General features: G+C 46.1%; 16 protein-coding genes and 1 riboswitch. Of the genes, 5 read left to right on the top strand and 11 right to left on the bottom strand.

Annotated elements, in window-relative coordinates; genetic code table 11:
* Positions 1 to 35: 35 nt before the first annotated feature.
* From LEP1GSC061_RS13615 to LEP1GSC061_RS21220, 3 genes are all read right to left on the bottom strand, one after another.
* Positions 36 to 431, bottom strand: coding sequence for a helix-turn-helix domain-containing protein (locus tag LEP1GSC061_RS13615; protein ID WP_016546759.1), 396 nt, complete (start codon positions 429 to 431; stop codon positions 36 to 38).
* A 14-nt stretch (positions 432 to 445) separates the two neighbouring features.
* Positions 446 to 3097, bottom strand: a complete 2652-nt coding sequence (gene leuS / locus LEP1GSC061_RS13620) for a leucine--tRNA ligase (protein WP_016546839.1) — start codon at positions 3095 to 3097, stop codon at positions 446 to 448.
* 188 nt (positions 3098 to 3285) lie between these two features.
* Positions 3286 to 3474 (bottom strand): hypothetical protein, encoded by a 189-nt coding sequence (locus LEP1GSC061_RS21220; RefSeq protein WP_016546058.1) that lies wholly within the window; start codon positions 3472 to 3474, stop codon positions 3286 to 3288.
* Positions 3475 to 3775: 301 nt separating this feature from the next.
* On the opposite strand from LEP1GSC061_RS21220, the gene LEP1GSC061_RS13630 reads away from it, so the two are divergent.
* Both LEP1GSC061_RS13630 and LEP1GSC061_RS13635 read left to right on the top strand, forming a co-directional pair.
* On the top strand, positions 3776 to 4495 hold the full coding sequence (locus LEP1GSC061_RS13630) for an ABC transporter ATP-binding protein (RefSeq protein ID WP_016546212.1): 720 nt from the start codon (positions 3776 to 3778) through the stop codon (positions 4493 to 4495).
* Positions 4492 to 7032, top strand: a complete 2541-nt coding sequence (locus LEP1GSC061_RS13635) for an ABC transporter permease (protein WP_016546064.1) — start codon at positions 4492 to 4494, stop codon at positions 7030 to 7032. The genes LEP1GSC061_RS13630 and LEP1GSC061_RS13635 overlap by 4 nt, the downstream gene beginning before the upstream one ends.
* Positions 7033 to 7045: 13 nt before the next feature.
* On the opposite strand, the gene LEP1GSC061_RS21935 is transcribed toward LEP1GSC061_RS13635, so the two are convergent.
* The 8 genes from LEP1GSC061_RS21935 to hrcA form a co-directional block, all read right to left on the bottom strand.
* Positions 7046 to 7330, bottom strand: coding sequence for a hypothetical protein (locus LEP1GSC061_RS21935; RefSeq protein ID WP_016546191.1), 285 nt, complete (start codon positions 7328 to 7330; stop codon positions 7046 to 7048).
* Between the two features lie 31 nt (positions 7331 to 7361).
* Positions 7362 to 7868, bottom strand: coding sequence for a DUF2721 domain-containing protein (locus LEP1GSC061_RS13645; RefSeq protein WP_016546841.1), 507 nt, complete (start codon positions 7866 to 7868; stop codon positions 7362 to 7364).
* A 1031-nt stretch (positions 7869 to 8899) separates the two neighbouring features.
* Complete coding sequence (locus LEP1GSC061_RS13660; RefSeq protein WP_016546487.1) at positions 8900 to 9454, bottom strand: YqgE/AlgH family protein; 555 nt, start codon at positions 9452 to 9454, stop codon at positions 8900 to 8902.
* Between the two features lie 3 nt (positions 9455 to 9457).
* On the bottom strand, positions 9458 to 10417 hold the full coding sequence (locus LEP1GSC061_RS13665) for a Gfo/Idh/MocA family protein (RefSeq protein ID WP_016546358.1): 960 nt from the start codon (positions 10415 to 10417) through the stop codon (positions 9458 to 9460).
* A 21-nt stretch (positions 10418 to 10438) separates the two neighbouring features.
* On the bottom strand, positions 10439 to 11566 hold the full coding sequence (gene dnaJ, locus LEP1GSC061_RS13670) for a molecular chaperone DnaJ (protein ID WP_016546774.1): 1128 nt from the start codon (positions 11564 to 11566) through the stop codon (positions 10439 to 10441).
* Positions 11567 to 11573: 7 nt separating this feature from the next.
* A complete protein-coding gene (gene dnaK, locus LEP1GSC061_RS13675) occupies positions 11574 to 13502 on the bottom strand; it encodes a molecular chaperone DnaK (protein WP_016546614.1) in 1929 nt (642 codons plus the stop codon).
* A gap of 104 nt (positions 13503 to 13606) precedes the next feature.
* Entirely contained in the window at positions 13607 to 14275 is a 669-nt protein-coding gene (gene grpE / locus LEP1GSC061_RS13680) for a nucleotide exchange factor GrpE (RefSeq protein ID WP_016546414.1), read from the bottom strand.
* 15 nt (positions 14276 to 14290) lie between these two features.
* A complete protein-coding gene (hrcA, locus tag LEP1GSC061_RS13685) occupies positions 14291 to 15319 on the bottom strand; it encodes a heat-inducible transcriptional repressor HrcA (RefSeq protein ID WP_016546530.1) in 1029 nt (342 codons plus the stop codon).
* 485 nt (positions 15320 to 15804) lie between these two features.
* Between hrcA and ppnP the strand changes: the two genes are divergently transcribed.
* The 3 genes from ppnP (at position 15805) to LEP1GSC061_RS13700 (ending at position 19408) form a co-directional block, all read left to right on the top strand.
* The gene (ppnP, locus tag LEP1GSC061_RS13690) at positions 15805 to 16122 is read left to right on the top strand and encodes a pyrimidine/purine nucleoside phosphorylase (RefSeq protein WP_016546832.1); all 318 of its coding nucleotides are present in this window, start codon (positions 15805 to 15807) and stop codon (positions 16120 to 16122) included.
* Positions 16123 to 16293: 171 nt separating this feature from the next.
* Positions 16294 to 16425: riboswitch (cyclic di-AMP (ydaO/yuaA leader) on the top strand.
* A gap of 108 nt (positions 16426 to 16533) precedes the next feature.
* Positions 16534 to 18690 carry a cation:proton antiporter gene (locus LEP1GSC061_RS13695; protein WP_016546089.1) on the top strand — a complete coding sequence of 719 codons (2157 nt, stop codon included), beginning with the start codon at positions 16534 to 16536 and terminating at the stop codon, positions 18688 to 18690.
* Positions 18691 to 18700: 10 nt separating this feature from the next.
* Positions 18701 to 19408, top strand: a complete 708-nt coding sequence (locus tag LEP1GSC061_RS13700) for an adenine nucleotide alpha hydrolase family protein (RefSeq protein ID WP_016546071.1) — start codon at positions 18701 to 18703, stop codon at positions 19406 to 19408.
* Positions 19409 to 19531: the final 123 nt, after the last annotated feature.

Below are 19531 nucleotides of genomic sequence, written 5' to 3' on the forward strand. Positions count from 1 at the left end.
AAAACGGTCAATTCTTAAGAATCCTTAAGACTTCTTCAAAATTGCTTTTCGTATTTGGATCGGAAGGAAGAAGGAGAAAGTCCCGCGTATTTCTTGAAAGTTCCGGAAAAGGTGCTAGTGCTTTCGAATCCTATCCTGGCAGAAACTTCCGATACGGATAGGCCTTCCTTCAGCATACGTTTGGCCCGATCGATCCGTACGAAAGTGAGATACCGATGAGGAGTCATCCCATAGACGGATTTGAATATCCGTAAAAAATGAAATTTAGAAAGAAAGCTACGACCCGAAATCGCATCCAGATCCAGGTCGGAATCGAACCTTCTATCTATGAATCGCTTGGAGTCGATGATTCTTTCCAGGATCTCCGATTTGGGAGCGACCTCCGAAGTGATTTTCAGAGCCTGCTCCCGATAGAAATTCTTAGAATCCATTAGATAAGAATAAACTATCCTACGACCAAATTCACCAATTTTCCCGGGACATAGATCTCTTTACGGATCTGTTTGCCGTCCAGAAAGACCTGCACCTTATCCAAAGCCTTTGCAGTCCGGATCGCGTCTTCCTGACCGATTTCCTTGGGAGCCTTGAATTCTCCTCTTAGTTTGCCGTTTACCTGGACTACGATGAGTATCTCGTCGTCTACCAGGTATTTTTCCTCCACTTTAGGAAACGGTTCGTAAGTTAAAGAATCGGACTTACCACATAAAGACCAGAGCTCTTCGGCCAAGTGAGGAGCAAAAGGAGCGATCAATAAAAGAAAAGTCTCCAGCACCTTCCGAGGCCTGCGGGAATTTGGAGTCAGCTCGTTTACGAAAATCATCAATTGAGAGATCGCGGTATTGAAAGAGAACTGATTGATATCGTCCTCGATCTTCTTGATCGTCCTATGAAGAATCTTGAGCTCGTCCTCGTTCGGATCGGTATCGTCCAGTCGGAACGATTCTTCGGGACCTCCGTGATACAATCTCCACACTCGATTCAGGAAACGGAAGACGCCTTCTACGCCTCTAGTGCTCCAAGGTTTGACCATTTCGAATGGTCCCATAAACATCTCGAAAAGTCTCAAGCTGTCCGCTCCGAAATTAGAAACCACCTCGTCAGGATTAATCACGTTTCCGAGAGACTTGGACATTTTTCTTTTGTCCTCGCCTAAGATTAGTCCTTGGTGGACCAATTTCTTAAAAGGTTCCGGAGTAGTTACGTAGCCTAGATCAAATAGCACCTTATGCCAAAAACGCGAATAGAGAAGGTGCAGAACCGCATGCTCCGCCCCTCCCACGTATAAATCCACGGGCATCCACGATTTTTCCAGATCAGGATCCACGAACCGACTCGGGTTCTCCGGATCTATGTATCTGAGATAATACCAACAGGACCCGGCCCATTGAGGCATGGTATTCGTTTCCCTGGTTCCGATTTCTCCGGTTGCAGGATCCTTGTATTTCAGCCAATCTCCGGCCAACGCTAAAGGAGATTCTCCCGTACCGGACGGTTTAAACTCTGATAAATTAGGTAATTCTAATGGAAGTTCGGATTCCGGGATCGTCTTAGTGACTCCGGAGGGAAAATGCACCAGCGGAATCGGTTCCCCCCAATATCTTTGGCGAGCGAAAAGCCAATCCCTCAACTTGAATTGGATTTTTCTCTTTCCAATTCCCGTTTTCTCGGACCAATCGGAAATCTTTGCGAACGCTTCCTTATAACCCAGTCCGTCTATGGATACTTCCGGACCGGAGGAATGGATGCAGACGGATTCTTTGGAATCGAAAGCACCTTGGGAAAAATCTCCCTCAATCACCGGTTGGATCTCCAACGAAAACGCTTTTGCGAATTCGTAGTCCCTTTGGTCATGAGCGGGCACGGCCATGATGGCTCCGGTTCCGTATCCGTATAAAACGTAGTCTCCGATCCAGATGGGAATTTTTTTACTAGGATCGGCGGGATTGAGTACATAAGCTCCCGTAAAGACGCCGGATTTTTCCTTGGAAAGCTCGGTCCTATCCAGGTCGCTTTTCAACGCTGAAACTTTTTTGTATTCCTGCACCTTCTCCCATTGTTCCTTGGAAGTCAGAAGATCCACTAAAGGATGTTCCGGTGCGAGAACCATATAAGTGACTCCGAAGACGGTATCGGGGCGAGTGGTATATACTTTCACTCCTCCGGAATTCAAATCTCTGGAATTGCGTATCTTCTCTTCTAAAGAATTCTTGCCGGCTTCGAAATTACGTTTCGTATTCTCTTCGAAAGGAAAGATAAGTTCGAGTCCTTCGCTTTTTCCGATCCAATTCTTCTGCATTTCCAGAGTGGATTGAGGCCAAGTTACGAGCCCGAGGTCTTCCAGAAGACGCTCCGCATAAGCGGTGATACGCATCATATATTGGCGCATCGGCTTACGAACGACTTCGTAACCTTTTCCCACCCATTCTTCTACTTCTTCGTTTGCAAGAACGGTTCCTAAACCGGGGCACCAATTTACGGGGATTTCCGCCTGGTACACCAGTCGAAATCCGGAGAGAATCTGCTCTTTTTGGGACTCGGAGAAGGCCTTCCAGTCCTGAGCGGAGAAGGACTCCAGGTCTTCGAAACCTTGAGAACCTTGTTTTTCCAGACGAGAGAGAAGCTCGGAAATCGGTTTTGCCTTCTTAGCATCGAAATCGTACCAAGATTCGTACAATTTCAGGAAGATCCATTGGGTGAATTTGTAATATTTCGGGTCTGTTGTGGAGATCTCCCTATCCCAATCGTAGGATAATCCGATCAATTTGATCTGTCTGCGGAAATTATCCACATTCTGCTTCGTGGTAATGGCAGGATGAATCCCGGTCTGCATAGCGTATCGTTCCGCGGGTAGACCGAAGGCGTCCCATCCCATAGGATGCAGAACTTCGAAGCCTTTCATTCTCTTATAACGAGATACTATGTCGGTTGCGGTATAACCTTCAGGGTGTCCCACATGTAGTCCCGCGCCCGAGGGATAAGGGAACATATCCAAACAGTAGAATTTAGGCTTAGTGGAACGTAAATCCGTTCGAAACGATGCGTTCTTCTCCCAGAAAGATTGCCATTTTGATTCGATTTCCTGAAACGGATAGTCCATACCGAGAAGATTTTCAGGCTACGCTAGAAACCAATTCTTTTTTCACCGGAAAGAGAGCCTGGAACGGGAACCTAAGACGAAAACAACGGTCTGAAACGAAGAAAGCCGGCTGGACCGGCTTTTTCTGGAAGTTTCTGAACTCGATTGTAGCTTAAAAAGCTTACAAAGTTTTTAGATAAGAAGCGAACTTATTTGCGTACGGAGTCGATCACCTTGATGAGTCTACGAAATGTTTGGTTTAAACAATCACGACAAAGGTCGTACTGAAAAAGATTCGGAGTATTAGTGCCGCATCCTTTGCAAGTAAACTTTTTGCTTTGTGCTTGAGTGTATTCCGCTTCTTGTTCGTTCAAATCCGTCACTGTTAATAATTGCATCTTGCTCCCAGAAAATTCCATCAAGTATCTTTTTATTTACGGAGTGTAAATAAGTCCGGAAGTTTCTTTGTTCTTCCGGTACACCCTCCGCACGTCGAGAGTTACTTTATAAAATCGGCTCTCTCTAGAGTCAAAAAAAATTAGGTTGGAAGTTTGCGAAAATGAGGGCAATTTTTTTGAAAAAAAATTCCAAGGCAGCTTTCCTCTGGAATAGTTTTTCAAATATGGTTTTTTTCCAGGTGAAATAAATTTCCGATCAAGTGCCGAGTTTAGGTCAGTCAAACCCAAGGAAGGTGATGCTTTGTTAACCATTTCAGGCTTATATAAATCTTATTCTGTAGCGGGCGAAAGGTTTAATGTCTTAAAAGATGTTTCATTAGAAGTAAAAGCTGGAGATTTCGTCGCGGTAATCGGTCCTTCAGGATCGGGAAAGTCCACTTTACTCGCAGTATCCGCAGGTTTGGACAAAGCAGATACCGGTTCGGTGGTATTGGACGGCGTATCCTTGTTCGAAAAAAGCGAAGACGAACTCGCAAAGATCAGAGGAAAGCAGATCGGATTCATTTTTCAGAACTTTCAACTTATAAAGACGTTAAACGCTCTCGAAAACGTTTCCCTACCTCTTGCTTTGACGACAAACTTATCGGAGAAAATCATCCATGAAAAGGCGATGTTCTGGTTGGAAAGAGTAGGAATCGCTCATAGAGCGCGTAACTTTCCTAGCCAACTCTCAGGAGGAGAAGAGCAAAGAGTCGCGATCGCTAGATCTTTCATCCATGAACCTAAGATATTATTCGCCGACGAGCCGACCGCAAATTTGGATAAGAAGAACGGCGAGAATATAATGTCTTTATTAAAAGAACTGAATCGGGATAGAGGCTCCACACTGCTCGTAGTAACCCACGATCCGAAAGTCGCATCTATGGCGGATCGAATCCTGGAAATGAGAGACGGCTCCATTCTACAAACACCTAGGTCCAAGAAAGTTGCTAAGAAAACCGGCGCAAGGAAAAAGAAATGAATCTAGGCTTCTTTGTCCGGGTTATGTTCCGGGAGATTCTATCCAAAAAGACGGCTTCTCTGCAAATCATTCTGGCGGTCACGATAGGTACGGGAGCGGTCTTAGCGGTTCATTCTTATAGGGACCAACTAACGCAGTCCATTTTGAAGGAAGCCAAGAATATCATGGGAGCCGATATAATCGCGACGGCGCCCGCCCCTATTACCCCCGAGCAAAAGGCGTTTTTACGCAAGGAATTGCCAAATGGGACGAAATCCTCGGAGTTAGTGCAATTCCCGTCCATGCTCCGAAATCCCTCTTCCCAGGATTCCAGCCTTTCTCTCGTAAAGGCCATCAAAGGAGAATATCCGTATTTCGGAGAGGTTTTAACGGAACCGGAGGGATTGTATCGTAAGCTCGGTCCCGGCGAAATACTCTTGGAAAAGAATCTAATCAAGAATCTAAACCTGAAGATAGGCCAGGAAGTACAATTGGGAGAATCCGGCTTCGTGCTGAAAGGAAGCCTAATCAAGGAACCGGGATTGGCCGGAAATTTCCTGTCTATGGCTCCGAGCAGTATCATTCATAAGGACTCTCTCGCCGAAACCGGTTTGGAGCAAAGAGGTTCTAGGATCAGCTACCAAGTTCCTATTCTTCTTCCGAATAAAACGGACGCATCCGAATGGAAAAAGGACCGATTCAAATCCTTCGCGCAAAACGATCTGATATTGTACGAAAGCACGGAGGCAAATTCCGGATCACAAAAATTCCTAACAAATACCTTGGATTTCTTTTCCCTTCTCGCGTTATGCGCCTTCTTTTTAGGGGGAATTTCCATCCTCCTCACGAGTAGGGCGGTGATCCGATCCAAAGCCAATACATTCGCAATTTATAAATGTTTGGGAGCTGGACCGAATCTGATCTTAGGGTTGGTATTAGGAGAATTGCTTCTGTTGTCCACGATAGGCGCTCTCTTAGGATTCGGATTCAGCATTCTTTTACAGAGTCAAATTCCGAATCTCGCCGCCACAGATTTCTTCTTCGAACCGAAATTTGTTCCGGGATTCAAGGCTTTGATTTGGGGATTGTTTCTTGCCTGGGTGGTTCCTTTGGCTTCCGCTTGGGAAGCGTTATCCCAATCCAAGAAAGTAAGTCCTATGTTCGCTTTGAAATCGGATTTCGCCAAGGAGCTTTCCTCCGTACCCAAACCGGATTTGCGCCAGATCGTTTCCTTTATAGGAGTTTTCGGATTATTCTTCCTGCTAGCTTGGTGGGAAACTTCCGACTGGCTGAAAGGCTTAATCCTTTGCGGAACGTTATTATTCCTACCGATTCTGATGCTCTTGGGAATTATAGTCGTTCGCAAAATATTGTCTTTCGTACTCTCCAAAGCCGAATTCTCTCCTAGCGTAAGAATGGCATTACGAAAATTAGATAGACCTAGAACGGGACTCACCTGGGTTTCGGTGGGACTCGGATCCTCCCTATTCATTCTTCTATTGAGTCTTTTCCTAAGCGATAGCCTATTGGAATACAGCGGAGCTAAGGACAAGGAAAGAAGACCGAATATGTTCGTGATGGATATCCGTCCCGAGCAATTGGACGGCTTCCTGCAAACTACTTCCAAATACAAGGTGGAGAAACTACTTACCGCTCCTGTAATCGGAGCCCGCCTATCTCATATCAACGGAGAATTGGTTAAGAAAGAGGATATGGAACTATCCGCTATGCGAAGAGATTGGAGATCCACCGCAAGAACGAGAGAATATTTTCTTTCTTATAGAGAGGAGCCTTATCCCACCGAAAAGGTGACCGACGGAGATTTTTGGAGAAAAGGAGAAGAGGATCAGATTTCGATCGAAAGGGAATTCTCCAAAAGCCTAAAGGTGGACTTGGGAGATAAACTCACATTCTCCGTAGGAGGAGTGGAAGTCTCGGGAATCATACGCAATTTTCGGTCCGTAAACTGGGCGGACATGCGTCCTAATTTCGTGGTGCTTTTCTCCAAGGGAATTTTGGAAAAGGCTCCCAAATTCTACCTGAGTTCCTACCGGTTGGAGAGTTCCGAAGACAGATACTCTTTACAGAAGGAATTACTCGCCGAGTCCCCCAATCTTACCATCATAGACACCGAAAAAGCGGTGCAGTCCTTTTTGGGAATACTGGAGAAGATTTCCTTCGCGATACGATGGATGACCGGATTAATAGTCGTTTCCTCTCTTCTTCTGATCCTTTCGTCTTTGGAATTGAGCAGAAAGGAAAGATTGGAGGAAACTTCCCTCTTAAGAATCATAGGTGGAACCAAAGAATTCTTAAGAAAATATTTCTTAGCGGAATCTCTTTTCGTATCGAATCTTTCCTTTATTCTTTCTTTCGGATTCGTTTGGCTGGCCTCTTCCTATTTATCGGAGGCGATTTTCGAAATCAGAAGCAGCACTCCCTGGTTGGAAATCGCCATCGTATACTTCGGGGTGAATTTGGCCGTAGCAGGAATGTATTTCGCCACACTTAGAAAGGAATGGGAAAGAAGTCCCACTCTCTATTTAAAGGAAGTTTAATATCCTAACCGGTTTATCGTTTGGTAATCAGATTCTCGACGGGGAAAAGATTCCGAACCGAGCAAACTTTATAATTGGAAGCCGTCGGACAGGCGGCCGTTCCTGTGATTTTGCAACCTTTGCTCTCGCATTTTTTCCGGGTATCGAAAGAGTCATTTCCTGAAAATCTGCAATAATCCCTACAAGAATCGAAACTTCCCGCGGAGCAAAGATAGCAACCGTCGGCAAAAAGATTAGGAGCGTAGGATAAGAAAGCGAGACAAACTACGATTAGAAAATTTCTGGAAACTTTAAACAAGGCAACCCCCCTACAAGAATTTCATTCGGTATCAGCGCTTTTTCTGAATGGAAGCTTGCTCCACTTTTTCTTCCAAGAATTCCGCAAAACGGATCTGGCCTTGGATGAAATTCAGATTATATCTGCTTTCATAAAGCAGAAGCGCGCTGGCGATAAATAAAAAAACACCGCCCACAAGAGCGAATCCGGTCGGGATCCAATATTTCTCGTTCGATAAGGCGACTACGATCCCCAGGCTCAAACTGGAAGTCACGAAGCAAAGAGTCGCGGTATACAAGGCCGCCATGGATCTTTGGATTAAAGTGGCCCTTTTCTTTTGGATGGATAATTGGCTACGAAGATAAGAAAGTCTATCCTCCGGAAAGGAAAGTCTCTTGTCCACTACCCCTTCGACTTCTGTCTTCAGTAAATTGACTCGATCGAAAATTCTACCCAAACGATTGGCAGTGGAAAAGATCAGACTGGCGCTAGCCGAAATTAAAACCGCGGGACTGATCATTCCCGCAAGTATCTCCGTTCCTATCGTCGAAGGAATCATATATTTGCTAGTCTCGAATCGGTACGATAAATGTAAAAGGAAAAAGATCTGTTCAATCTTGGATTGCTACTTTAGTAATCCAGAAGACCTAAAAAAGACACGCGCGGCCTCCTTTCAGACATTATGTCACGGTCGAAAAGTACTAAACAGAGACTAAGTTTCTTGTTCGTAGAAAAAGGTTGAATCAATGTATAAAAAGGAAATTGTACCGAATTGGGACATCTTTCCTAATTTAAGTCATTCTAGGAGGTGAATGAGAATGAGTTCTTTCTTACATAAAGCAAGCGAGAAACTCGACTGGAAGCAGATCGATTCATCGAAGAATTGAAGTCCGCAAAGATGCCGAAAAAGAACATTACCAAACTCATCTCCTGATTTTCCGGAATCGGAAAGTTTCGATAGCGTTCTTAACTTAATAGAATCGCCTGCCTTCAAGTTATCCATTCAAAAATCCTATGAATCCAAGTAATGGATCTTAGGAAAAGTTACGACTATTTAATCCAAGAATTCGGAGAGGAGGAAAATCCGATCCCGATTTGCATATTTATTCGAGGTCGGAAAAAAAATCCTCCATCAAGAGTACCTCGATAATTACTGCAATATCGAATCTGAGATCGTCGGTGAAATCGTCATAGATTATTTTTCCGACATAGACAGACTGAAAAAAATCCATGGCTTGGAGAAGGCGAATTCGTTTAAAGTGGCGGCCTACAATACTGGATCTTAAAAAGAAAACCGATTCAAATTGTAGGTGATATCTCAAACGTTGAGAATTTTGAGACAAAAGGAAAGATTAAGGACATCAACGAGATCTTCGCCAAAGCCCTTGCCCTAGGTATGATCTATGATTTTAAGAGGCAAGTAGATCCAGGATCCGAAGATGCTACGAAACTAGTGAACTTTTACGTTCATCTTAATTATCATTTCGTTTATAGAGAGGTTAACCCTCAGTCAATCGAACTTGCTTTGACTGCTTTCGACGTTTTCTGTCCTTACTACTATTTGGAAAAAGAATCCGAAGATTAAACGAACTAGTTCAGCATCGGATCCTTGGTATGTTCCACGAAGTATTTGTAAAGGCCGCCTTTGCTTTTCAAAGCTTCCTGCCAGGTGGTCTCCGGATCTTCAGTAAAGATCCATTCCGCCTTAGGATCATGAACAACCCAAGATTTACGATCCATCTCCGCTTCCAATTGAGCGGCTCCCCATCCGGAGTAGCCTTGGTAAACGTTGAATCTTGCCTGAGTCGGTTGCTCCAATAGCTCTATCAATGCCTCGAAGCTACGAGCCAGATAGACACCGGGAATGACTTCGATACCCGGTTGCTTGAGCTTGGAATTATCGTGAAGAATGGAAACGAAAGTCGGATCCACCGGCCCTCCGGAATAGATAGGAAGAGAACCGTCCACCGCTTCCGGAATTCCTTGGATCACATCGTTTAAGGATACTTCCAGTTTCTTATTCAACACCAATCCGAAAGCGCCGGAACTATCGTGCTCGACCATAAGAATGACCGTGCGATTGAAATAGTCCGTTACGATGGACGAGTTGGAGATGAGTACTTTTCCGCCGAAGCCGTTTTCCATACTTTAGTTCTTATGGATCTCTTTCAGAATTCGGTAAGCGATTTCCAAAGTCTGAATATCGGATTGTCCATAAACAAGAGGCTCGGTTTCTTTGCGAATGCATTTTACAAAATGCTCATGCTCTTGCTTCAAAGGATTGTCTTTGTGAACGAAGATTTTTTCTACAATGGATTCCTGGCGATATTTGATCTCTCCGGTTCTGAGTAGAATGTCCGAAGTCGCTTGCCTATGCAGTTCGATTTCCTGGTCTGTAAAGTCTAGGGTGATATAGACGTCTTTTTGGGTGATATTCAGGGTTCGAATTTTGGCTTGGGTATTTCTACTTGCGGAGATATTCGCAATCGCCCCGTTTTCGAAATGAAGCACCACCGACGCGATATCTTCGTGATTGGATACCACTTTGGTTCCCACAGCGCTCAGATATTTAACGGGAGATTTGACCAGATTCAATACGATGTCGATATCGTGAATCATCATGTCCAGAACCACTCCCACATCCTTTATTCTAGGATTATAAGGCGCTAAACGTCTGGACTCGATCAATAGAGGCTCGGTTACGATCTTTCCGAGTTCGAGAACCGCTCCGTTGAATCTTTCCACGTGGCCAACTTGCAGAACCAAATTGTTCTTTTCTGCAAGAGTAACAAGTTCCTTGGCCTGCTCCAAAGTTTCCGCAATCGGTTTTTCGACCAATACGTGTTTTCCCGCGAGAAGCGCCTTCTTTCCTATATCGTGGTGAAGGAATGTAGGAACTGCAATGATGATCGAGTCTACATTTTTGATCAAATCGTCTAAGGTAGGAAAAGCGGCGGTCTTATGCTTTTCCGCGATCTGAGTCGCTCTTTCGCTATCCGAATCGAATATTCCGATCAGTTCCGCGTCGCTTAAGGTCTTTGCCACGTTCACATGGTATTGACCCATGTGTCCCGTTCCGATAACTCCTATCTTGACTCTATCAGTCATGAAACTTCCTTTTCATGGATTCTATTTATTCGTGAAAATCTTTCCCTTGGAACCGGATATACCTTCTCCGGATTCTTTGGCGAATTCTTCGATTAATTCTCTTTGGCGTCTGGTCAGCTTTTTCGGGATTTCGATCCGAACGATTACGTGTTGGTCTCCCTTGCCGTAACCGCCTAGATAAGGAATCCCGTGCCCTTTCAAACGGAATACTTGTCCGGATTCGGTTCCTTCCGGAACTTTCATCTTAACTTTCTTTCCATCTATAGTAGGAACTTCTATATCTCCGCCTAGGATCGCCTGGGTTAGGCTAATCTTTTTGTTCAAGATCAAGTCGTTACCTTGTCTCTCGAACAATTCGTGTTTCTTAATATGTGTGACTACGTATAGATCTCCGTGAGAGCCACCGTTCGGGCCGGCCTCTCCTTCTCCGGAAACTTTTAACCGGCTGCCCGATTCGATTCCCGGCGGAATCTTGATATTGATTGTGCGTCTTTTTTCCACCAGGCCTTGGCCGTGACAGGTCTTACAAGGATTGGAAATAATCGTCCCTTTTCCCCTACAAGTACCGCAAGTGGTGGCAACGGAGAAGAATCCTTGGGACCTACGGATCTGACCCGAACCTCCGCAATCCGGACAAGTAGAAGGAGTGCTTCCTTTAGCGGCGCCTGAGCCTCCGCAATCCGGACATCCTTCCAGTCGGGGAATCTCGATCTTGTATTCCCTTCCGAGAGCGGCGTCTTCTAGAGATACTTCCAAATTATAACGTAAGTCGGAACCTCTTTGCGGTCCGGATCTACGGGCTCCACCTCCGCCCATTCCTCCTCGACCACCCCCGAAGAAATCGCCGAAGATGTCCCCGAAATCTCCGAAAATATCGGAGAAATCCGTGTAGGCTCCTTGGCCGTATCCTCCCGGTCCGCCGGCACCCAGCCCGGCCTTTCCGAATTGATCGTAGGCTTTACGTTTGGAGGCATCCCGAAGCACTTCGTATGCTTCGGTAGCTTCTTTAAATTTTTCCTCGGCGGCTTTATCACCCTGATTCTTATCAGGGTGATACTTGATCGCCAGTTTCCTGTACGCCGACTTGATCTCGTCGTCGGTCGCAGTCTTGGAAACGCCTAGGATATCGTAGTAACTTCTGTCACTCATGTCTTAGTTACTTTTTCTCATCGTCCACTACGGTATAGTCGGCGTCCACGACCTTTTCCCCGTCGGCTTGGGATTTATTCGAAGATTGTTCCTCGCCTCCGTTCTGAGCCGGCCCGGCTTCCGGTCCCGCTCCTTGGGAATAGATCTTGGATCCGATTTCCGAAGCAAGCTTGGTGACGGATTCCTTGGCAGCGTTGATTCTACCTAGGTCGCCCGACTCGATCGCTTCTCTCGCACGTTTCACTTCGTCGTTAGCGAGTTGTTTTTCGCTATCGGAAAGTTTATCGGCAGCATCGGTTACCGCTTTTTCCAGAGAATAAGCTATTGTATCCAACTCGTTCTTAGCTTCGACGAGTTCTCTTGCGGCCTTGTCCGCAGCAGCATGAGCCTCTGCGTCTTTGACCATCTTGGAGATTTCGTCTTCGCTCAATCCGGAAGAGGATTCGATACGAATCTTCTGCTCTTTTCCGGTTCCTAAATCCTTAGCGGATACGTGAACGATTCCGTTCGCATCGATATCGAAGGTCACTTCGATTTGCGGAACTCCTCTCGGAGCAGGCGCGATACCGATCAGATCGAATCTTCCCAGAGTCCTGTTACCGGACGCCATGTCTCTCTCACCCTGCAACACATGGATGGATACCGCATTTTGGTTATCCGCAGCAGTGGAGAATACTTGCGATTTCTTGGTAGGAATTGTGGTGTTTCTCTCGATCAACTTGGTCATAACTCCGCCCAGCGTCTCGATACCTAGAGACAGAGGGGTCACGTCCAGAAGTAGGACGTCGGAAACTTCTCCAGCAAGAACCCCGCCTTGGATGGCCGCACCGATCGCGACTACTTCGTCCGGGTTCACGGAACGGTTCGGTTCTTTACCGAAGATTCCTTTTACCAATTCTTGGACCGCAGGAATCCGAGTGGATCCTCCCACAAGAATCACTTCGTCTATTTCGGAAGCTTTCAGTCCCGCATCACGAAGCGCATTCTCACAAGGAATACGAGTCCTTTCCACCAAAGCTCTGGTCAACTGATCGAATTTTGCGCGAGTCAGGTTCATATCCAAGTGTTTCGGTCCGGTCGCATCCGCAGTAATGAACGGCAGATTGATCTGAGTCGCCATGGTTCCGGACAACTCGATTTTTGCCTTCTCTGCGGCTTCTTTCAGACGTTGCACGGTATTCTTATCTTGGGAGATATCGATTCCGTACTGCTTCTTGAATTCGTCGATCATCCATTCCATGATGACCATATCGAAGTCGTCTCCTCCGAGGTGAGTATCTCCGTTGGTGGATTTCACTTCGAAGACTCCGTCTCCCAATTCCAGGATGGAAACGTCGAAGGTTCCTCCACCCAGGTCGTAGACCGCAATTTTCGCGTTACTCTTTTTCTTATCGAAACCGTAAGCGAGTGCCGCGGCGGTAGGCTCGTTAATGATACGCTCCACTTCCAAACCGGCGATTTTACCCGCGTCCTTGGTCGCTTGACGTTGCTCGTCGTTAAAATAAGCGGGAACCGTAATGACCGCTTTGGTCACTTTGTGGCCCAGATAATCTTCCGCAGTCTGCTTCATTTTCTGAAGAACTCGAGCGGAAATTTCCTGAGGAGTAAACTCTCCGGTTCCGGTGCTGAATTTTACGCCGTCGTTTCCGCTGCGAATGACCTTATAGGAAACGTGCTTCATTTCCTGCTCGGCTTCGTTGAATCTACGTCCAATAAAACGTTTTGCGGACCGAACCGTATTTACCGCGTTCGTGATCGCTTGGTTTTTCGCGAATTGACCGACAAGGGTCTCACCTTTAGCGGTAAAAGCGACGATAGACGGAGTCGTTCTAGCTCCCTCGGAGTTCTGAATAACTACCGGATCCCCACCTTCCATGACGGCGACGCAGGAATTCGTGGTTCCCAAGTCGATTCCGATGATCTTCTCTTTTGACATATTGGATTCTCCTTTCCGCCGGACTTCGGCTCTTTCCTGTCCAAAACGGTTATTCCAGATATATTACGTTTTCTTGCTGCGATTTTGCAGCCGCCGAGACCTTATCAGGCCTTCGGTTTTCCCACCTTCACTCTTGCCGGTCTTAAGGAGAACTTTTCCTCGTTTTCCTTAATATAGAATCCGGCCTGATAAACTTCGATTACTGTTTCCTCCGAGTATTGCTCCCCTTCTTCCGAGGAGAGAGCTTCCATCGACATAGGATCGAAAGCTTCCCCCTGAGGAAACTGGCGATATACGTTGGATCTCTCCAGCACCGAGTAGAATTCCTTTAGGATCATGCCCACTCCCTCTACGAACGGCTTCACCTCTTCGGTGACGTTCATTCCGGAACCCACACGATCCAAATTGTCGATCGGATTCAAAAAACCCGCGACCAGGGACTTTACCGCTTCTCTCTTTATATTCGCGTATTCCTGGGCGGATCTTCGCTTATAATTTTGGAACTCCGCTCTTTCCCGGGTCCAAGAATCCTTTAAAGATTCGATTTCCTTCTTTGCGGCTTCCAATTCTTTTCTAAGCGCATCTTCCGGAGTTTCCGGTTTTTTCGCTTCCTCGGAATTTTCTCCGTTAGCGGTAGTGATCGTTTCTTCCTGACTCATCTCTCTTTCTTGTCCTTGTATTGCTTCGTTTCGCGTTTTATCGGACTCCGGTTTCGCGTTATCCGGAGTGACGTATCCTTCTTGCCGAAAATTTTCCTTTCCTTGCGATTCCACGTCGTTTCTTCCTAATCATTTACTAATGCGAGTAATCATCTCCGATACGAGCTTGGAGGTGAAATCCACAAGAGGTAAAGCCCTGTGGTAATCCATTCTCTGGGGTCCGATGATTCCCATCGCGCCGATCCTTTTTTCTCCCATCCGATATCCGGAGGTAATGATACTGACTCCGCCCATGAGTCCGTCGCCATCCTTTCCGATGACCGTATAGACTCCGTCATGCTCGGAGTATTCTCCGAACATATCCAAGAGAAATCTCTTGTCGTCTAGAAGAGACAGGACCTGACTCAATTTATCCTCTTCGTCCTTGAATCTTCCGTATAAGTTCTTTAGTCCGTCGATATAGAACGTGACCTCGGAATTATCCGGAGTCATCGCGGCGGACAGCACGTTGGATACTTTATAAAAGTCTGATGGACCATCCTTCCTTCTCAGAAGAGTGGGTATCACATTCTCCTGTATCTCGAACATATCGTATCCTTTCGCATTGTCGTTCAGATACTTGGATATTTGGTATAACTCTTCCTGGCTGTAATTACGATCCAAGAATACGCTGCGATTCAGAACGGCACCCGATCTCATCACCATGATCATAAGGACCTCGTCCCCATGAACATGAATCAACTCCACATGTTTGAGAGTATCCAAACTCTTTGCCGGCCCCAAGACCACTCCTGCCGAATTAGAAAGACTTGCGAGAACGCTCGCAGTGGCCCTCAGGATCTGGTCCAATTTGAACTGCATCTTGAGGTATTCTTCTTGGATTCTTTGCTTTTCCTTAATGGTCAGCTCATATAGAACCACCAAGGAATCCACATAGAATCTATATCCTCTTTCCGTAGGAATCCTACCCCCGGAAGTATGACGGGAGATCAGATATCCCATATCCTCCAGTTCCTTTAGAACCATCCGGATAGAAGCCGGAGAAAGTCCGATATCGTGTTTATCGAATAAGGTTTTAGAACCTACCGGGCGGTTCTCTTGGATAAACTCGTCCACGGTGGCTTTCAGAATCATCCTATGTCTCTGGGATAGTTCCATAACCTTCTCTCTCTGGCACTCTGAACATTAGAGTGCTAATCCTTCCCTCAAGTTTCCAAAGGAAAGGGAAAAAAGTCAAGGATTTTGGTTTTTCAGCAATCCAATCCGGAGACTGATAATCCTCTTTGTTAAAACATATCCCTTAAGGAATATGTTGAGTAGATTTTTTTCCTTATACAAGCCAAAAAGATCCAAAGGAGGTAAGAATGTTAGAGAGCTGGAGGACCTCCGAAGGTGCGATCTCATGTTTGGGCATTTTCCGGTCCACCTTAGATTTTAGGATAAAAGTCCCGAGCGGGAAACGCCCTAAACCGACTTATATTATATTTTTATAATTCTACCTTCCCCGGAGGGTAGGAAATACCCGATCCCCTTCTCTCAAAGTCGGATTACAACGGTTGTTTAGGAAATAAAAACCGTTCTCCGACTGTTAATTTGATTTCCGGAGCCGCCTTCCGGAAAATCTTTGCTTCGGAGAATACCTTATGCAGCAATTCGAGAATGTAACCGTAGTTAAAAAAGCCAACGTCTATTTCGAAGGAAAAGTGACGAGCCGCACCGTAATCTTCGCAAACGGAGAAAAAAAGACCTTAGGAATCCTAATGCCGGGAGAATACGAATTCGGAACCGACGAAAAGGAAATTATGGAAATCCTAGACGGTGACCTCTTGGTCCAATTGCCCGGAAGTTCCGATTGGAAAGAAATCAAAGGCGGCCAGTCCTTCGAAGTACCGGCAAAATCCAAATTCAAACTGGACGTAAAGAAACTTAGCGATTATTGCTGTTCCTACATTAAGAATTAAGAATTCTCTAAACCGGAGGGCGAAATAGGGCCGTATCGGTTGAGCATCATAGACGTAGGAGTGCTTATACTGTTCTTTCTGATTTTTACGGCATGGTTACTGCGTAAAAACTAAACATTCCCTGGAATTCAATCTACTGCTTGACAAATTTCTTGTTAGTAGTATTGCTCTCCCTTGAGTCTGCCTAATCCGGAGCTATCCGGAGCGGAGGAACCAAATTTTGGGGCTAACTGCGGTCTACCGCGGGGGAAATCTCTCATTCCCAGTCCGTCAGCTAACTTCGCAGGCATAGAGAGAAGACAGGAGGATTCTCCTCCATTCTTCCCGGCTCGTACTAAAACGTTAGGGGTTTCCTCGCTATATTATTAAGCGAAGGTTTCCTTACGCGTTTATATCGTTTCGGAGGTCGCTATGAAACCTATACCGGGCCGTAGCTTAATCATTTACGCGCTTTTCTTTCTCGTATTCGGATACGGGATCTACCTTGTTTTGGGTTTCGGAAAATCCTTGGAAACCTCCCCTCCGTCCGTTTCGACCGAGGCAGTCTCCATATCGGATTTTTCGTCCGTAGTCTCGGAACTGGGCAAAAATAGCAAATCGCCGGTCGCCATGTTGGTCCTCCAACTTTTGGCTATTCTTCTCGCGGCGAGACTCTCCGGTTGGTTGGTATCTTTGATCGGTCAACCGACCGTGATCGGAGAAATCATCGCCGGTCTGCTTTTGGGTCCCTCTTTTTTGGGACTATTTTGGCCGGAAGTCTCGGGTTTTCTTTTCCCAAAAGAATCCTTAAAGATCATCCAGGCCCTAAGCAACGTCGGGCTTCTGTTATTCCTATTCATCATAGGAATGGAATTGGATTTAAGCGTACTAAAAAAGAAGGCCCATGACGCGGTCGTTGTGAGTCATGCGAGCATTCTGTTTCCCTTCTTTTTAGGAACCGCCTTCGCTTTGACTCTCTACGGCGATTTGGCTCCCAAAGGGATCTCGTTTTTAGTCTTCGGACTTTTCATGGGAATCGCGATGAGCATTACCGCCTTTCCCGTTCTCGCAAGGATCGTGCAGGAGCGAGGGCTTACTAAGACTCCTTTGGGAACCTTGGTCATAACTTGCGCCGCCGCGGACGATATCACCGCTTGGTGTATTCTCGCGGGAGTGGTCGCGATCGCGCAGGCAGGCACTTTTGCGGGAGCCTTAATCACCTTGGGCTTCGCTCTTGTTTACGTAATCCTAATGGTCTTCGCTATTCGGCCCTTGCTCGGGAAAATCTCGGAGATGTATCCGAGTAAGGAAGCTCTCAGAAGGCCGGTCACCGCCTTCGTATTCCTGATTTGGTTGGTTTCCTGCTATACCACTGAACTCATCGGTATTCACGCGCTTTTCGGCGCCTTCCTGGCGGGAGTCGTCATGCCTTTCAAGGAAGACTTCCGTAGAATGCTCGTGGAGAAGATAGAAGACGTCAGCTTAATCCTATTACTCCCCCTATTCTTCGTGTCGACCGGGCTCAAAACCCAAATCGGACTCTTGAACCAGGGAAATCTGTGGTTGGTCTGTGTAGGAGTGATATCCATCGCAATTGTGGGAAAATTCCTAGGAAGCGCGATTGCAGCCAGATTGGTAGGACAGAATTGGAAGGATAGTCTAGCCATCGGAGCCTTGATGAACACAAGAGGGCTTATGGAACTCGTGGTCCTGAACATAGGATACGATTTGGGAATTCTCTCCCGAGAAATCTTCGCGATGATGGTTCTCATGGCCTTGGTCACGACCTTCATGACCGGTCCTTCATTAGATTTATTGAATTTAAAATTCTTCTCCGGGGCGAAAGAAGAGCAGTCCGATTATCGAAAAATCCTGCTTTCCTTTGCCTCCCCGGCTTCCGGGACCAGACTATTGGAATTGGTAAATTTTTTATTTCCAGAATCCAGAAAGAAGGAACAACAAACGGAAATCGTAGCCCTGCATGTGACTTCCAGCGGAGATATTACTCCTAGAGAGGCGGAAACCCTGGAGAAGGAAGTATTCGGACCTCTGGAATATAAAGCCAAGCAGATAGGCAGGAAGTTCAGAAAGATATATAAGAATACTCCGCAGGTTTCCAAGGAAATTCTCTCTAAAACCAAGGAAGAAAGGGCGAGTCTGCTTCTGATGGGCCGTTCTCAGTCCTTATTCTCACGAAAGGGAACCGCAGGAAAAGTCGGATCTTTGGTCGAAAACTCCCCAATTCCCGTAGGAGTGTTGATTGACAAAGGATTTAAAAAGATCCAAAATGTGGTCCTTCTTTTTTCGGGAAATCGGGATTTCTTTTTAAGGGAGTACGTGGAGTTCATCGCAGAACATCCGAATCGAGAGGTTACCGTCTTTTGGTCGGGATCGGTTCCTCCTAAGTGGGCGATTCCGAAAAAAGGGCAAAAGCACAAATGGAAATTCGTACAAAAACTTCGGTCCGAGCTTTTCTCCACGGATTGGAGTTCCTACGATTTGGTTCTGACCAGTTGGGATTTTTATAAGGAATTGGAATCCACCCAGTTGGAACAAGTGCTTCCTAGCGTGTTAGTACTCACTGAGTGAGGAGGCGAAAATGAAAGTTCTCGTATCCTTTGCCAATCCCAAGATGGGGGCAAAATTATTCGGACTAGCGAGGGCACTATTTTCACGGTCCTCCGAAAATCTTTTCATTGTGGCGTTGCACGTAGTTTCGGTGGAATCGCAATCGGAAGGTTTTCCCATATTAGAAGAAGATGAAGTATTCCGAGCCGTTCGGGAAGAAGCCGCAGGATCCGAATTCCATTTCGAGACCGTCGGATTTCCCTCCGATTGGATCGTACCCGGAATAGTGGAGACCGCAAAAAGCAAAAACGTGGATCTGCTTTTATTGGGCGCTGCTGGTTCCTTGTTCTCCGACGATTTACTCGGAGGAAGGGTGGGAGAAGTACTGAGACAACTTTCGGACTTGGACATTGCGGTTCTTGCGGATAACGGTTTACGTTCTCCTATCGAGCCTGTGATCTATTCTCCCGGTCTGGAATCGGCGCCTCTTTTCCCGTTTTCCTTGGGCCTCTCCACGTTCATAGAAAAGCCCATCCCGGTTTTATCCGGTACTGATCCGGGAGAATACGGACTACCTTCCGTTCAACGATTCCATCCCTGGCTTCCTTTCTCTCTCGCTGCGGCGGACGATTCCAAGAATCTTGCGATCTTAGAATATGGAACGTATAAATCCTTTCATTCGGTGTTATTGGATAGAAAGAATATGTCCTTCCTGATTTTACGAAAAGGACGGAAATAATCCGATTGCAAAATTATGTTTCGATTCCAAACGGTTTATAAAACTATAAAGAATAAGAATGCGATATCGAGTAAGAGAGAAATACTTTACGATAATCGCATTTCATTAAGGGTTTTAAACGAT

It is taken from the genome of Leptospira wolffii serovar Khorat str. Khorat-H2, from assembly GCF_000306115.2.
Lineage (GTDB): Bacteria > Spirochaetota > Leptospiria > Leptospirales > Leptospiraceae > Leptospira_B > Leptospira_B wolffii.

Excerpts from the sequence above, each read along its gene's own strand:
- LEP1GSC061_RS13615 (WP_016546759.1), bottom strand. The coding sequence starts at position 431 with ATGGATTCTAAGAATTTCTATCGGGAGCAGGCTCTGAAAATCACTTCG.
- leuS (WP_016546839.1), bottom strand. The coding sequence starts at position 3,097 with ATGGACTATCCGTTTCAGGAAATCGAATCAAAATGGCAATCTTTCTGG.
- LEP1GSC061_RS21220 (WP_016546058.1), bottom strand. The coding sequence starts at position 3,474 with ATGCAATTATTAACAGTGACGGATTTGAACGAACAAGAAGCGGAATAC.
- LEP1GSC061_RS13635 (WP_016546064.1), top strand. The coding sequence starts at position 4,492 with ATGAATCTAGGCTTCTTTGTCCGGGTTATGTTCCGGGAGATTCTATCC.
- LEP1GSC061_RS13645 (WP_016546841.1), bottom strand. The coding sequence starts at position 7,868 with ATGATTCCTTCGACGATAGGAACGGAGATACTTGCGGGAATGATCAGT.
- LEP1GSC061_RS13660 (WP_016546487.1), bottom strand. The coding sequence starts at position 9,454 with ATGGAAAACGGCTTCGGCGGAAAAGTACTCATCTCCAACTCGTCCATC.
- LEP1GSC061_RS13665 (WP_016546358.1), bottom strand. The coding sequence starts at position 10,417 with ATGACTGATAGAGTCAAGATAGGAGTTATCGGAACGGGACACATGGGT.
- dnaJ (WP_016546774.1), bottom strand. The coding sequence starts at position 11,566 with ATGAGTGACAGAAGTTACTACGATATCCTAGGCGTTTCCAAGACTGCG.
- dnaK (WP_016546614.1), bottom strand. The coding sequence starts at position 13,502 with ATGTCAAAAGAGAAGATCATCGGAATCGACTTGGGAACCACGAATTCC.
- hrcA (WP_016546530.1), bottom strand. The coding sequence starts at position 15,319 with ATGGAACTATCCCAGAGACATAGGATGATTCTGAAAGCCACCGTGGAC.
- ppnP (WP_016546832.1), top strand. The coding sequence starts at position 15,805 with ATGCAGCAATTCGAGAATGTAACCGTAGTTAAAAAAGCCAACGTCTAT.
- LEP1GSC061_RS13695 (WP_016546089.1), top strand. The coding sequence starts at position 16,534 with ATGAAACCTATACCGGGCCGTAGCTTAATCATTTACGCGCTTTTCTTT.
- LEP1GSC061_RS13700 (WP_016546071.1), top strand. The coding sequence starts at position 18,701 with ATGAAAGTTCTCGTATCCTTTGCCAATCCCAAGATGGGGGCAAAATTA.